We start from the raw sequence: 13,332 nt of genomic DNA on the forward strand, positions 1-13,332 counted from the left end.
TCGCCCGTCGGCGCGGTCAGGCGCCGAACCAGCCGGGGACGTCGAGGCGGAAGAGGTCGGCCGCGGTGACCCGGCGCAGATCGTCCTCCATCGCGTCGACCCGGTCCGCGCCCAGCGTGGCCGCCCAGCGGTCGCGCAGCGCGTCGAAGACGACCGCCGAGCGGCGCAGCCCGTCCAGGCCCCGCCCGGTCATCCGGACCAGCTTGCGGCGGGCATCGGCGGGGTCGTCGACGCGTTCCAGGTAGCCGAGGGCGACCAGCCGGTCGACGGTCTTGCCCGCCGCCTGCTTGGAGACGCCGAGCCGCTGGCCCAGCTCGGAGGCGGTGGTGCCGTCGACACCGACGGCCTGGAGAACGAAGCCGTGCAGCGGCCGCAGGTCGGGGTGGCCCTGCCGGGCCAGTTCGGCGTGCAGCTCGTCGATGAGCGTCCGGAAACCGGCGAGCAGCAGCAGGGGCAGCACGAAGCCCGGGCGGTCAGACGTTGTCATCTTCGACAACCTCGTTTACTGTCTGGTCAACCACGTTGACCATCTTAACCGAGGGGTAACGCCATGTCCCGACCGGTCTTCACCACCCACACCCACGACACCGCCCCCGACGCCGCCCGGCCGACCATGAGCGGGGTGCAGCGCAAGCTCGGCCACCTGCCCGCCGCCGTCGCCCTGATGGCCGAGTCCCCCGAACTGCTCAAGGGCTTCCTCACCGCCAACGCCACCTTCGAGGCCACCGACCTCGACCCGATCGAGCGGGAGGTGGTCGTGCTGACCGTGGCCACCCGCAACGAGTGCCACCTCTGCGTCGCCATGCACACCGCGACCCTGCACCGGCACGGCGCGGCCCCGGAGCTGGTCGCCGCCCTGCGGGCCGGCACCGGGCTGCCGGACCCCCGGCTGGAGGCGCTGCGCCGGTTCACCGCCGCCGTGCTGGACCACCGGGGCGCGGTGCCGGACGAGGAGTTGGGCGCGTTCCTCGACGCCGGCTTCCGCCCCCGGCACGCCCTCGACGTGGTGCTCGGCGTCGGGACGTACACGATCTCCACCTTCGCCAACCGGCTCACCGCAGCGCCGCTCGACCCGCCCCTGGCCGCGCACGCCTGGGAGCCGGCGGCCTGACCGGTCAGCCGCGCAGGAACCGCAGCAGCAGGTCGAGGAGTTCGTCCGGTCGTTCCTCGAAGAGCCAGTGGCCGCACTCCTCGACCACCTCACCGGTGACCGTGGTGGCGTACCCGCGGACCTGCTCGGCCACCCGCTCGCCGAGGCTGGCCCGGGCGCCCACGGCGAGCACCGGCATCGGCAGCTTCGTCGACCGGTACGCCGCGTTGTCCGCGACGTCCTGCCCGAACGCCCGGAAGTACTCGAAGCTGGCCCGCAGGTGGTCCGGTCTACGCAGGTGGCGGGCGTACTCCTCGACGTCGGAGGGGTCGATGCTGCCCTTGTTCACCATGATCGAGTCGGTGAACCGGTCCACCCAGAGCGTCTCCCGGCCGGTGACCAACTGCTCCGGCAGCCCGTTGACGACGTTGAAGAAGCCGAAGTTCCACACCGCCGGGCCGGCGGCCGTCAGGGCCGGGATCGAGTAGATGCTCTCGTCGGGGATGGGCGCCTCGGTGAGCACCAGCCGGGACACCACGTCCGGGTGGGCGGCGGCGTAGGCGTACGCGACCATCGTTCCCACGTCGTGGCCCACCAGCCGGACGTCGTCGGCCAGGCCGAGGCCGGTGAGCAGCCCGTGCAGGTCCGCCGCCAGGGTCTTCTTGTCGTACCCGCCGGGCGGGGCGTCGCTGTCGCCGAAGCCGCGCAGGTCCGGCGCCACCACCTCGTACGAGCGCCCCAGCTCGGGCAGCACGTGCCGCCACATGTGCCAGCACTGCGGATAGCCGTGCAGCAGCACCAGGGTCGGCCCACTGCCACCCCGGACATGGTTGATCGCCACGTCCCCGACCTGGACCCGCTGCTCGGTGAAGCCCGCCGGCACCCGCGCGCCACCCATCAACCGCCCCTTCCGCCGCCGCAGTCGCCGGGGACTACCCCGTCGGTCCCGGCCCATGCCGCCGCACCGGCACCGGTGCGGGACGTGGGGCGGCCCACACCGGCCACGACCACCCGGCATGGTTGGACCGTCCTGCCATGCGGGAGACTGGCAGCCATGGCGGCTCGTGGCTTCCCGTACACCGATCTCAAGGACTTCCTCGCGGCGCTGGAGCGCGCGGGCGAGCTGCGGCGGGTGAGCGTCCCGGTCGACCCCACGCTGGAGATCAGCGAGGTGGTCACCCGGACCGTCCGCGCGGGCGGCCCGGCGTTGCTCTTCGAGCACCCGACCCGGGGCGAGATGCCGGTGGCGATCAACCTGTTCGGCACCGAGAAGCGGATGGCGATGGCGCTCGGCGTCGACTCGCTCGACGAGATCGGCGACCGGATCGGCGCGCTGATCAAGCCGGAGCTGCCGGTCGGCTGGTCCGGCATCCGCGAGGGCCTGGGCAAGGTCATGCAGCTCAAGTCGGTGCCGCCGCGCAAGGTGAAGACCGCCCCCTGCCAGCAGGTCGTCTACCGCGGCGACGACGTCGACCTGAACAAGCTGCCCGGCCTGCAGGTCTGGCCCGGCGACGGCGGGATCTTCCACAACTACGGGCTGACCCACACCAAGCACCCCGAGACCGGCAAGCGCAACCTCGGCCTCTACCGGCTCCAGCAGCACGGCCGCAACACCCTCGGCATGCACTGGCAGATCCACAAGGACTCCACCGCCCACCACGCGGTCGCCGAGCGACTCGGCCAGCGACTGCCCGTCGCGGTCGCGATCGGCTGCGACCCGGTCGTCTCGTACGCCGCCAGTGCGCCGCTCCCCGGCGACATCGACGAGTACCTTTTCGCCGGCTTCCTGCGCGGCGAGCGGGTCGAGATGGTCGACTGCCTCACCGTCCCGCTCCAGGTCCCGGCGCACGCCCAGATCGTGCTCGAGGGCTACCTGGAGCCCGGCGAGCGGCTGCCCGAGGGCCCGTTCGGCGACCACACTGGCTTCTACACCCCGGTCGAGCCGTTCCCGGTGCTGCACATCGAGGCGATGACCATGCAGCGCAACCCGGTCTACCACTCGATCGTCACCTCCAAGCCGCCGCAGGAGGACCACGGCCTCGGCAAAGCCACCGAGCGAATCTTCCAGCCGCTGCTCAAGCTGCTGATCCCGGACATCGTCGACTACGACCTGCCGGCCGCCGGGGTCTTCCACAACTGCGCGATCGTCTCGATCCGCAAGCGCTACCCCAAGCACGCCCAGAAGGTGATGAACGCGATCTGGGGCGCCCACCTGATGTCGCTGACCAAGCTGATCGTGATCGTCGACGAGGACTGCGACGTGCACGACTACAACGAGGTCGCCTTCCGGGCCTTCGGCAACGTCGACTACGCCCGCGACCTGCTCCTCACCGAGGGGCCGGTGGACCACCTCGACCACGCCTCCTACCAGCAGTTCTGGGGCGGCAAGGTCGGCGTCGACGCCACCCGCAAGCTGCCCACCGAGGGCTACACCCGGGGCTGGCCCGAGGAGATGACCATGTCGCCGGAGGTTGCCTCCCTGGTCGACAAGCGCTGGAAGGAGTACGGGATCTGATGGCCGTCACCGAGGCCCCGGTCGAACACCCGGGACGGGTCAAGTCCTTCCTCAAGCTGGTCACGATCGAGCACTCGGTCTTCGCGCTGCCGTTCGCGTACCTGTCGGCGCTGACCGCGATGCAGGTCGACGGCGGGCACGTCCGCTGGCTCGACCTGCTGCTGATCACCGTGGCGATGGTCGGGGCGCGGACGTTCGCGATGGCCGCCAACCGCATCCTCGACCGGCGGATCGACGCGCGGAACCCGCGTACCGCGAACCGGGAACTGGTCACCGGGGCGGTGAGCCTCCGCACGGCCTGGACCGGCGCGGCCGTCGCCCTGGTGGTCTTCCTCGCCGCGGCGGCCCTGCTCAACCCGCTCTGCCTGGTGCTCGCCCCGCTCGCCGTGGTGCCGCTGGTCGTCTACCCGTACGGCAAGAGGTTCACCGACTGGCCGCACGCCATCCTGGCGATCGCCCAGGCGGTCGGGCCGGTCGGCGCCTGGCTCGCGGTCACCGGCACCCTGGACGGCTCCTGGCCGGCCTGGCTGCTCGGCGCGGCCGTCGGCCTCTGGATCGGCGGCTTCGACCTGATCTACGCCTGCCAGGACGCCGACGTGGACCGGGAGATCGGCGTGCACAGCGTCCCCGCGCGCTACGGGCTGCGCTTCGCGCTGCACGCCTCCACCGTCGCGCACGTGGTCACCTTCGGCCTCTTCCTCTGGTTCGGCGCGCTGGTCGGCTTCGGCTGGCTCTGGTGGATCGGGCTGGCGCTCACCGCGGTCGCCTTCGGCTACCAGCACCTGGTGGTCAGCCCCGCCGACCTGAGCAAGGTCAACCGGGCCTTCTTCACCGCCAACGGCTTCGTCGGCATCGCGCTCTTCGTCTTCGCCCTGCTCGACCTGGTGATCCGCCTCCACCTCCGCCCCTGACCCGGCCGGGTCGACCGCACCTGACCCGTCAAGTCAGGTGCGGTCCGGGACGGGATAGCGGGCGCTCTCCAGGGTCCAGTCGAGGGTGCCGCGGACGGCGCCGGCGACCCCGTCGAGGTGGCTGTTGACCGCCTCGTCCAGCGCCGGGCCGAACGACGGCACCGCCGCGCGCAGCACCACGAAGCGCCGCATCGACTCCCGCCAGCGCTCGGCGACCAGCTCCACCGCCCGCTCCAGCGGCACGCCCCGCTCCGCCGCCGTGGCCAGCACCAGGTTGTGGCCGCCCGAGGTGAGCCGGTCGCGCTCCAGCGAGGCGATGTCGTTGTACCAGGAGAGCAGGTCGTTGCCGAGCTCGCCGAGCCGGCGCAGCAGCGGGTGGTGGTAGACCGGGTCGGGCAGCACCCGGTCGGTGGCGAACTCGATCAGCGGGTACGACACGTACGCCGCCGAAGTGGCGCGGCGCAGCTCCACGTACTCGGCCACCCGGGGCGCCCGCCCGGCCTCCTTGGCGGCCGCCTCCCGCCAGGTCCCGTCGAGGTGGTGGCCGACCGCGTCGGCGAAGCGCAGCCGCCAGCGGGCCGGCATCCGCCGCCGGGGCACCCGCCACGCCTCGACCAGCAGCCGGCGAAGCGGGCCGCTGAAGCCGGGATGCCGGCGCCGGGGGCCGTCGTGCAGCAGGCCCAGCGTGCCGGCGCGCAGCGCGAGGATCTGCTCCGGCGTCAGCCGGTCAGGGCCGTCGCAGGCGTCGTCGACGAGGAAGAACCAGGTGAACAGGGTGGCCAGGGTACGCAGGTCCGGCTCGCTGGCGTCCGGGTGGAGACGGCCCGCGTACCGGGCGAAGCCGGCCCGGTCCAGCCGGTCCAGCGCCTGCGCGTCCAGCGGCAGGCCGAGCCGGGGGAGGCGGTCCAGCAGCCACTCCTGTACGCCGTCGGCGTGTGGGGAGAACCGGGAAGGGATGGGACAGTCGGACCGTAACGACCAGAGGACCTTGTCGATCATGCCCGATCCCTCCCGCGGCGCGGATCGCCGACGGCAGCATGTCAGGTCGGTGGAAATCCCGCCGCCCGGAGGGACGGCCGGTGCCGACCGCGACACCGGGGGTGGTCGTCCGGGCTCCGCGGTGACCAGGCAGGCTGGACGGCATGCGCGAACCATGGGTGGTCGGGATCTCCGGGGCGTCCGGCACGCCGTACGCGGCGGCGGTAGTCCGGGGACTGCTCGACGCCGGCGAGCCGGTGGACCTGATCGTCTCCCGGGCCGCCCGGCTGACCGTCCTCGACGAGACCGGACGCCCCTTCCGGGACGCCCACTGGGCCGAGGACCTGGCCGCCTGGCTGGGCCGGGACCTCGGCGACGCGGACGTGCGGCACTGGCCGGCCGGTGACCTCGCCGCCGGCCCGAGCAGCGGCTCCTACCGGGCACGCGGGATGGCGGTGGTCCCGGCCAGCACGGCGGCCTGCGCCGGCATCGCCATCGGCCTCTCCAAGGACCTGCTGCAGCGGGCCGCTGAGGTCAACCTCAAGGAGCGCCGGCCGGTGGTGCTGGTGCCCCGGGAGACCCCGGTGACCCGCAGCCACCTGGAACACCTGATCGCGCTGCACGACGCCGGCGCGGTGGTGCTGCCGGCCAGTCCCGGCTTCTACGGCGCGGGGGCGTCCGCCACCGCCCAGCAGCTGGTCGACTTCGTGGCCGGCAAGGTGCTCGACGCGCTCGGCGTGCCGCACACGCTCTTCCGGCGGTGGTCCGGGCAGCTCGCCGCGGACCGCTCCTGACCGGCGCCGCGCGGCGGAGGTTCAGTTCAGACGGAAGCGGACCGGTCCCTGCGGCCGGTCCGCGCTCCGATCTCGCACCATTCAGTACATCCCGGCGTTGGCCGGCCCCGGTCCGGTCGAGGCGGCGGGGCCCACGTTGCGTGGCTTGCCCATCTCTTCCGCCTCGTCCAGCATGCCCTCCCCTTCCAGCAGGGCCCGCACCTCGGATTCCCGAAACCGGCGATGCCCGCCTGGAGTCCGGATGCTGCCTATCCGGCCGGCCGCCGCCCAACGCGTCACAGTCTTCGGGTCCACCCGAAACAGCGCGGCGACCTCACCCGGTGTCAGCAGGCGATCTCCAGTGTCCACAGCCCCCTCCTCGCGTCGACGAAGCCCCCGGCTGAACACACTGCCCCCGGCCGGTGCGAGCCCAGAGCCGTCATGAGGGACGTATGGCAATTACAGCACCAGCGACCTGGCCTGTCCGCCAAACGCGAAAAACGCACTGAGTGGGAAGTTAGGAAATATTACCCGGGTCCGACCTCCATCACACCGAGTCCGCAAATAGTTACGTGTTGTCATGTTCAACGGATGCCGGGCATCGGGCGTTACGCCCGGGGAGCTAAGGTCACACTCCGTGGACGCCATCGACCTGAGCCTCGTGGACCTGCTGCGCGGCAACGCCCGCCTGTCGTACGCGGAGCTGGCCCGGCAGGTCGGCCTCTCCGCGCCGGCCGTGCACGAGCGGGTCGGCAAGCTGGAGTCCAGCGGGGTCATCCGGGCGTACCGGGCCGAGGTGGAGCCCGAGGCGATCGGCCTCGGTGTGACCGCCCTGATCGGCATCGTCGAGGACTCCAACGCCGACACCGACGACGTGCTCGAGGCGTTCCGGCAGATGGCCGAGATCGAGTCCTGCTACTTCATGGCCGGCGTGGAGTCGTTCCTGCTCAAAGCGCGGGTCGGCACGATCGCCGAGCTGGAGCAGCTGATCAACCGGCTGAACCGCACCCCCGGCGTCGCCTCCACCCGCACCGGCATCGCCCTGTCGACCAAGTGGGAGAACCGCCCCCAGCCGCTCGCCCCGCCCGCCCCCTGACCCGCGCGCCCCTGGTGCTGCCGGGCCGGTGGCGATAGGTTGCGCCGATGACGACGCCCGCGCCCCGAGCCGCCGTGGTGACCGGGGCGGCCGGCGGCCTCGGCCGGGCGATCGCCGCCGCGCTGCACGCCGACGGCTGGGCCGTACTCCTCACCGACCTGGACGCCGGCGCGGCCGCGGCGGCCGCCGCGCCGCTGGGCGGCTGGTCGAGGGCCTTGGACGTACGGGACGAGGAGGCCTGCGCCGAGGTCGCCGCCGAGGCGGCCGGCCGGGGCGGGCTCGGCCTCTGGGTCAACAACGCCGGCCTGCTGGTCACCGGCCCGTCCTGGACGCACGACGCGGCCACCCGACGGCGGCTGACCGAGGTCAACACCCTCGGCGCGATGAACGGCACGCTGGCCGCCCTGGCCGTGATGCGCGGCGAGCGGCGCGGGCACGTGCTCAACGTCGTCTCCCTCGCCGGGCTGATCGCCGCGCCCGGCGAGACCGTCTACGCGGCCAGCAAGCACGCGCTGCTCGCGTTCAGCCTCGGCACCCTGCACGACCTGCGGATGGCCGGGCTCCGGGACGTACACGTGTCGTGCCTGTGCCCCGACGGGATCTGGACGCCGATGCTGCACGACCGGCTGGACGACCCCGGCGCGCTGGCCTCCTTCACCGGGACGATGCTGACCCCGGAGCGGGTCGCGGCGCGGGCCGCGCGGCTGGCCCGCCACCCCCGCCCGGTGGTCAGCCTGCCGCGCTGGCGCGGCGCCCAGGTTCGGCTCCTGGACGCGCTGCCCCGGCTGGCGCTCGCGCTGACCCCGGTGGTCCGGGCCGCCGGCCGGGCCGGCCAGCGCCGACAGCGGCGCCGGGTCGGGCCGGACCCGAGCTGAGCTCGCTTGTAACGTTGCCGGCGTGACTCATCTGGACCGGTGCGACGAGGCCTGCCGAGCGTGGGTGACCGAGGCGATCGCCGCCGTGGAGGCCGACGCCAACCGGTCCGCCGACACCCACCTGCTGCCCTTCCCGCTGCCCCGGCAGTGGGGGATCGACCTCTACCTCAAGGACGAGTCGGTGCACCCCACCGGGTCGCTGAAGCACCGGCTGGCCCGCTCGCTCTTCCTCTACGGGCTCTGCAACGGTTGGATCGGGCCGTCCAGCACGGTGATCGAGGCGTCCTCCGGATCCACCGCGGTCTCCGAGGCGTACTTCGCCCGCATGCTCGGGCTGCCGTTCATCGCGGTGATGCCCGCCTCGACCTCACCCGAGAAGATCGCCCAGATCGAGTTCCACGGCGGCCGCTGCCACCTGGTGGCCGACCCGGCCAAGGTGGTGATCGAGGCGCGCTGGCTCGCCGAGGACACCGGCGGGCACTTCATGGACCAGTTCACCTACGCCGAGCGGGCCACCGACTGGCGGGGCAACAACAACATCGCCGAGTCGATCTACGCCCAGCTCTCCCTGGAACGGCACCCGATCCCGGCCTGGGTCGTGGTGGGCGCCGGCACCGGCGGCACCAGCGCCACCATCGGCCGCTACCTCCGCTACCGCCGGTTGTCCACCAAGCTCTGCGTGGTCGACCCGGAGAACTCCGCCTTCTACCCGGCCTGGCAGGCCGCCGACTGGTCGGTCTGCACCGGCCGGGGCTCCCGGATCGAGGGGATCGGCCGGCCCAGCGTCGAGGCGTCCTTCCTGCCCTCGGTGGTGGACCGGATGGCCGCCGTCCCGGACGCCGCCTCACTGGCCGCCATGCGGGCCGGCTCGGCGGTGCTCGGCCGCCGGGTGGGCGGCTCCACCGGCACCAACCTGTGGGGCGCCTTCGGGCTGATCGCCGAGATGCTCGCCGCCGGGCGCACCGGCTCGGTGGTCACCCTGATCTGCGACGCCGGCGACCGGTACGCCGACACCTACTACGCCGACGACTGGGTGACCGGGCAGGGCCTCGACCTCGCCCCGCACCTGGCCACCATCGAACGCTTCCTCACCACCGGCGCCTGGCCGGCCTGAGCCCGGTGGCGCCCGGCGGCCGGCCGGACGGACCGCCTCAGCCGTCGACCCGCTCGGCCAGGCCCGGGTAGCGCCGCACCAGGCCGTCGGCGTCCAACTCCAGGTCGGCCCGGAAGGTGTCGCTGACGAACCGGACCCGGCCCGGCCCGAGCGGCGTGTAGACCTGCTCGGCGGCGACCACCTCCAGGCTCGGCACCAGCACCCACGCCACGGTGACCGTCCGCGGCAGGTCCGGCGTCGCGCCGGCCAGCCCGAGCCGCCGCACCGGCAGGCTGTTGAAGAGCGGGGAGCCGCCGAGGTCCACGTCGAGGGCGTCGTACAGCCGGTCCGGGTCCTCGGCGCCCGGCAGGCCCGCCGGTGGGCGCCCGGCAGCCCGCAGCGCCGCGTCCAGGTCGCCCTGCTCGCCGGCCCGCACCCGCCAGCCGTCGCCGCCGCGCTCCAGCCGGACGTGCCGGGACCAGCCGGCTCCCTCGATCTCCACCTGCAGCGAGCCGGTGGCCCCGTCCGCGCCAGCGGCGAGCCGGTAGCGGCAGGTGTAGGCGATCGGGTCCACCGCCACCTGGGTGCCCCGGGCGCTGAACGTCGGGCCGTCGTCCAGCACCACGTGCTCGGCGCCGGCGGTGTCGGTCCGGCTCCAGAAGAGTGACTTCGGCATGGACCGGACGTTACGCGAGCCGGCCGACACGGGCAGCGCATGCGGAAACGCCGCCGCGGAGCGTGGGCTCCGCGGCGGCGTTCCGGGTGGTCGTGCCGATCAGTGGGTACGCGCCGGCGGCCGGCCGCCGGAGCCACGCCGGTCGTCGCGCGGCCGGTCCTCGCGCGGCCGGTCGTCCCGGCCCCGCCCGCCGGGACCGAAACCGCCCCGGTCAGCGCCGCGAGGCTCGCCGCCGAAGCGACGCTCGCCCTGCGGCCGGTCGCCGAAGCGCTGCTCGCCCTGCGGGCGGCCACGGAAGCCCTGCTCGCCCTGCGGGCGGTCACCGAAGCGCTGCTCGCCCCGGGTGTCCCGATCGCCGTAGCGGCGCTCGCCGGCCGGCCGGTCGGTACGGTCCCCGAAGCTCCGCTGGGTCCGGTCCCCGAAGTCGCGCGAGGCGCGGTCGCCGAAGTCCCGCTGGCTCCGGTCGCCGAACGAGCGGTCGCCGGTCGGGCGGTCACCGTAGCGGCGCTCGCCCCGGCCGTCGCCCTGCCGCTCGGTGCGGTTGTCACGGTCACCGAAGCTCCGCGGGGCGCGGTCGCCGAAGTCCCGCTGGCTGCGGTCGCCGAAGGAGCGCTCGCCGGTGGGGCGGGCGTCGTACCGGCGCTCGCCAAAGCGCTCGCCCCGCCCGTCCCGGTCACCGAACCGGCGCTCGCCGGTCGGGCGGTCACTGGTCGGGCGGTCACCGTAGCGGCGCTCGCCCTGCGGGCGGTCGCCGAAGCGCTGCCCGTCCCGGTCGCCGTAGCGGCGCTCGCCGGTCGGGCGGTCGCCGTAGCGGCGCTCGCCGCTCGGGCGGTCGCCGAAGCGGCGCGGGCCACCGGCACGGTCGCCGTGCCGGCGCGCCTCGGGCTCCTCGCGCACCGGGACACCGCTCGGCTCGCGGGCGCCGGTCAGCTCGGTCAGCGCCGGGTCGCCGGCCCGGACCCGGGTCTCCTCCGGCGCGACGCCGGCCTTCTCCAGCATGGCCAGCGTGGTCCGACGCTGCTTGGGCAGCACCAGAGTGGCCACCGCGCCCGACTCGCCGGCCCGAGCGGTACGGCCCGCGCGGTGCAGGTAGTCCTTCGGGTCCTTCGGCGGGTCCACGTGCAGCACCAGGGAGACCCCGTCGACGTGGATGCCGCGGGCGGCGACGTCGGTGGCGACCAGCACGCTCGTCCGGCCCTCACGGAACTCCGCGAGGGTCTTGGTACGCATCCGCTGGGTCTTGCCGCCGTGCAGCCCACCGGCCCGCACACCGACGGCGGCGAGCTGGTCCACCAGCCGGTCGACGCCGAGCTGGGTCCGGGCGAACACCATCGTCCGGCCGTCCCGCGCGGCGATCGACGCCGTGACGGTAAACTTGTCGTGCGGCGGGATCAGCAGCAGGTGGTGGTCCATGGTGGTCACCGAGGCGGTCGACGGCGCGGTCGAGTGGGTGACCGGGTCGGTCATGAACCGCCTGACCAGCGCGTCCACGTCACCGTCGAGGGTGGCCGAGAAGAGCAGCCGCTGCGAGCCGGCCGGGGTCTTGGCCAGCAGTTCGGTCACCTCGGGCAGGAAGCCCATGTCGGCCATCTGGTCGGCCTCGTCGAGCACGGTCACCTCGACGTCGTCCAGGTTGCAGATGCCGCGCGAGATCAGGTCGCCGAGCCGGCCCGGGGTGGCCACGATGATCTCCACACCCCGGCGGAGCGCGTCGATCTGCCGGTCGTACGGAACGCCGCCGACGGCGGTCTTGAGGAAGATCCCGACCGCCTTGCCGAGCGGCATCAGCGCGTCGTTGACCTGCATGGCGAGTTCCCGGGTGGGGACCAGGACCAGCGCCCGCGGGTGCATCGGACGGGCCCGGTTGCGCTCGGCGAGCCGGGCGATGATCGGCAGGCCGAAGGCGAGGGTCTTGCCGGAGCCGGTCTGGCCCCGGCCGAGCACGTCCCGGCCGGCGAGCGCGTCGGGCACGGTGGCGCGCTGGATCTCGAACGGGGCGGTGATGCCCTGCCGGGCGAGCGCCGCGACGAGCGGCTGCGGGAGCCCGAGGTCGGCGAAGGTGACGTCGGCGACGGGCGCGTCCTGCGCCGGCAGGTCGACGGCGTCCTGCGCCGGGAGGTCGAGGGCGGACGGAATGGTGCCGTGGTCAGCAGAGGTGGTCAAGAAAAGCCTTTCGAGCGGGGCGCATCTTCGCGATGGCCCGCCGCGGCTGTGCTCGCCGCCGAATCGCCCGCAAGATCGCCCATGGGCGCGCACCGTGCGCGCCAGGTCAGTGATCGAGGCAAGTGTACGGCGCGCCGCCGACATCGACAGCCGACCGCGCGCGGGTAGTGGGCGGGCTCACGATGCTTCCGCCCGTGCTCACTTGTTCAGGACGCCGCCCACCAGCCCGTCCATCGCGTCGTTGGCGAGCAGGACGACCAGCACGCTGATCGCCACCAGCAGCCCCAGCGAGGCGGCCAGGACGATCACCACGCGGGTGGTCTTCGACCGGGAGGTGGGCGTGTCGGCCCAGCCCTGGGCGAGGATGTGCCCGGTCAGCGAGCCGGAGTTGTCCAGCGGGTTGCCGGCCGGGAAGGAGACCGTCGAGAAGCCCGGCCCGTCGGTCCCGCCGTAGGCCGTGCTGGCCAGGTCGGGTCCGCCCCGGTAGGCGGTGCCCGCCGCGCCGGCCGCCGGCCTGCCGGACGGCGCGGAACGTTCCGCGCCGGCCCGGCGGGTGGTGAGTTCGGCCGAGGGCGGCCAGGCGGGCAGCGCCGGCGCGGGCACCACCGGCGGCGCGGAGACGGGCGTGGCGGCCCGGTACGGCGGCGCGGAGCTCATCGGCGGCGCGGAGACGGGCGTGGCGGCCCGGTACGGCGGCGCGGAGCTCACCGGCGGCGCGGAGACCGGAGCGGCGGCCCGGAAGACGGACCCGGGGCCGGCCGGCGGTGCGGAGACCGGAGGGGTGAAGGCGGGCGGCCCGGGCACCGGCGGCGTGCTGGCCGGTGGCGCGGAGACCGACGCGGCGGCCCGGAACGTCGGCGCCGGGGCGGGTGGCGCCGACGCCGGCGGAGTGGCTCGGTCGAACCCGGACGGCCCGGCCGGTGGCGCGGAGACCGGGGCGGCGCCGAACGCACCGGGCACGGCCGGTGGCGGCGGAAACGGCGGTGCCGGCATCGGGCCGGGCGGTGGCGGCGGGCCGGGCAGCGGTGGCCCGGGTGGCGGCTGGGGCGGGCCGGGCACGGGCGGCACCGGCCCCGGGGTGGGGCGCGGCCCGGGCGGCGGGGTCGGCAGCGGTGGCACCGGCGGCGGGAACGGTCCGGGCGCCGGTGGCTAAGTCGGAGGC

15 protein-coding genes are annotated in these 13,332 nt (G+C 74.2%); 8 read left to right on the top strand and 7 right to left on the bottom strand.

What is annotated here, in order from left to right; translation table 11 throughout:
• Positions 1-16 precede the first annotated feature (16 nt).
• Positions 17-487: a MarR family winged helix-turn-helix transcriptional regulator gene (locus V6U81_RS22445; RefSeq protein WP_334491865.1), complete on the bottom strand. Its 471-nt coding sequence runs from the start codon at positions 485-487 to the stop codon at positions 17-19.
• Between the two features lie 63 nt (positions 488-550).
• On the opposite strand from V6U81_RS22445, the gene V6U81_RS22450 reads away from it, so the two are divergent.
• Positions 551-1,111, top strand: coding sequence for a carboxymuconolactone decarboxylase family protein (locus tag V6U81_RS22450; protein WP_334491867.1), 561 nt, complete (start codon positions 551-553; stop codon positions 1,109-1,111).
• A gap of 4 nt (positions 1,112-1,115) precedes the next feature.
• On the opposite strand, the gene V6U81_RS22455 is transcribed toward V6U81_RS22450, so the two are convergent.
• The gene (locus tag V6U81_RS22455) at positions 1,116-1,988 is read right to left on the bottom strand and encodes an alpha/beta fold hydrolase (protein ID WP_334491868.1); all 873 of its coding nucleotides are present in this window, start codon (positions 1,986-1,988) and stop codon (positions 1,116-1,118) included.
• A gap of 156 nt (positions 1,989-2,144) precedes the next feature.
• On the opposite strand from V6U81_RS22455, the gene V6U81_RS22460 reads away from it, so the two are divergent.
• Together V6U81_RS22460 and mqnP are read left to right on the top strand one after the other, a co-directional pair.
• Complete coding sequence (locus V6U81_RS22460) at positions 2,145-3,605, top strand: menaquinone biosynthesis decarboxylase (RefSeq protein WP_334491869.1); 1,461 nt, start codon at positions 2,145-2,147, stop codon at positions 3,603-3,605.
• Positions 3,605-4,516 (top strand): menaquinone biosynthesis prenyltransferase MqnP, encoded by a 912-nt coding sequence (gene mqnP, locus V6U81_RS22465; protein ID WP_334491870.1) that lies wholly within the window; start codon positions 3,605-3,607, stop codon positions 4,514-4,516. The genes V6U81_RS22460 and mqnP overlap by 1 nt, the downstream gene beginning before the upstream one ends.
• 33 nt (positions 4,517-4,549) lie before the next feature.
• Here mqnP and V6U81_RS22470 read toward each other — a convergent pair whose 3' ends face one another.
• Positions 4,550-5,515 carry a terpene synthase family protein gene (locus tag V6U81_RS22470; protein WP_334491872.1) on the bottom strand — a complete coding sequence of 322 codons (966 nt, stop codon included), beginning with the start codon at positions 5,513-5,515 and terminating at the stop codon, positions 4,550-4,552.
• Between the two features lie 143 nt (positions 5,516-5,658).
• Between V6U81_RS22470 and V6U81_RS22475 the strand changes: the two genes are divergently transcribed.
• On the top strand, positions 5,659-6,288 hold the full coding sequence (locus tag V6U81_RS22475; protein ID WP_334491873.1) for a UbiX family flavin prenyltransferase: 630 nt from the start codon (positions 5,659-5,661) through the stop codon (positions 6,286-6,288).
• Between the two features lie 81 nt (positions 6,289-6,369).
• Here the strand turns inward: V6U81_RS22475 and V6U81_RS22480 are convergent, their stop codons facing one another.
• Positions 6,370-6,636, bottom strand: a complete 267-nt coding sequence (locus tag V6U81_RS22480; protein WP_088976967.1) for a BldC family transcriptional regulator — start codon at positions 6,634-6,636, stop codon at positions 6,370-6,372.
• Between the two features lie 268 nt (positions 6,637-6,904).
• Here V6U81_RS22480 and V6U81_RS22485 point away from each other — a divergent pair, with 268 nt between their 5' ends.
• From V6U81_RS22485 to cds1, 3 genes are read left to right on the top strand one after another with little or no spacing between them, the layout of a single operon-like run.
• Positions 6,905-7,363, top strand: a complete 459-nt coding sequence (locus V6U81_RS22485) for an Lrp/AsnC family transcriptional regulator (RefSeq protein WP_334491875.1) — start codon at positions 6,905-6,907, stop codon at positions 7,361-7,363.
• Positions 7,364-7,410: 47 nt separating this feature from the next.
• Positions 7,411-8,238, top strand: coding sequence for an SDR family NAD(P)-dependent oxidoreductase (locus V6U81_RS22490; protein ID WP_334491876.1), 828 nt, complete (start codon positions 7,411-7,413; stop codon positions 8,236-8,238).
• A 22-nt stretch (positions 8,239-8,260) separates the two neighbouring features.
• A complete protein-coding gene (cds1, locus tag V6U81_RS22495) occupies positions 8,261-9,352 on the top strand; it encodes an L-cysteine desulfhydrase Cds1 (RefSeq protein ID WP_334491877.1) in 1,092 nt (363 codons plus the stop codon).
• A 37-nt stretch (positions 9,353-9,389) separates the two neighbouring features.
• Here cds1 and V6U81_RS22500 read toward each other — a convergent pair whose 3' ends face one another.
• From V6U81_RS22500 to V6U81_RS22510, 3 genes are all read right to left on the bottom strand, one after another.
• Positions 9,390-10,007, bottom strand: a complete 618-nt coding sequence (locus V6U81_RS22500) for a putative glycolipid-binding domain-containing protein (protein ID WP_334491878.1) — start codon at positions 10,005-10,007, stop codon at positions 9,390-9,392.
• A gap of 99 nt (positions 10,008-10,106) precedes the next feature.
• A complete protein-coding gene (locus V6U81_RS22505; protein ID WP_334491879.1) occupies positions 10,107-12,170 on the bottom strand; it encodes a DEAD/DEAH box helicase in 2,064 nt (687 codons plus the stop codon).
• A 198-nt stretch (positions 12,171-12,368) separates the two neighbouring features.
• Positions 12,369-12,827: a hypothetical protein gene (locus V6U81_RS22510; RefSeq protein ID WP_334491880.1), complete on the bottom strand. Its 459-nt coding sequence runs from the start codon at positions 12,825-12,827 to the stop codon at positions 12,369-12,371.
• On the opposite strand from V6U81_RS22510, the gene V6U81_RS22515 reads away from it, so the two are divergent.
• The gene (locus V6U81_RS22515) at positions 12,796-13,323 is read left to right on the top strand and encodes a hypothetical protein (protein WP_334491881.1); all 528 of its coding nucleotides are present in this window, start codon (positions 12,796-12,798) and stop codon (positions 13,321-13,323) included. The two genes, V6U81_RS22510 and V6U81_RS22515, sit on opposite strands and share 32 nt — an antisense overlap.
• Positions 13,324-13,332 lie beyond the last annotated feature (9 nt).

Origin of the sequence: Micromonospora lacuserhaii (genome assembly GCF_036902735.1) — a bacterium.
Lineage (GTDB): Bacteria > Actinomycetota > Actinomycetes > Mycobacteriales > Micromonosporaceae > Micromonospora.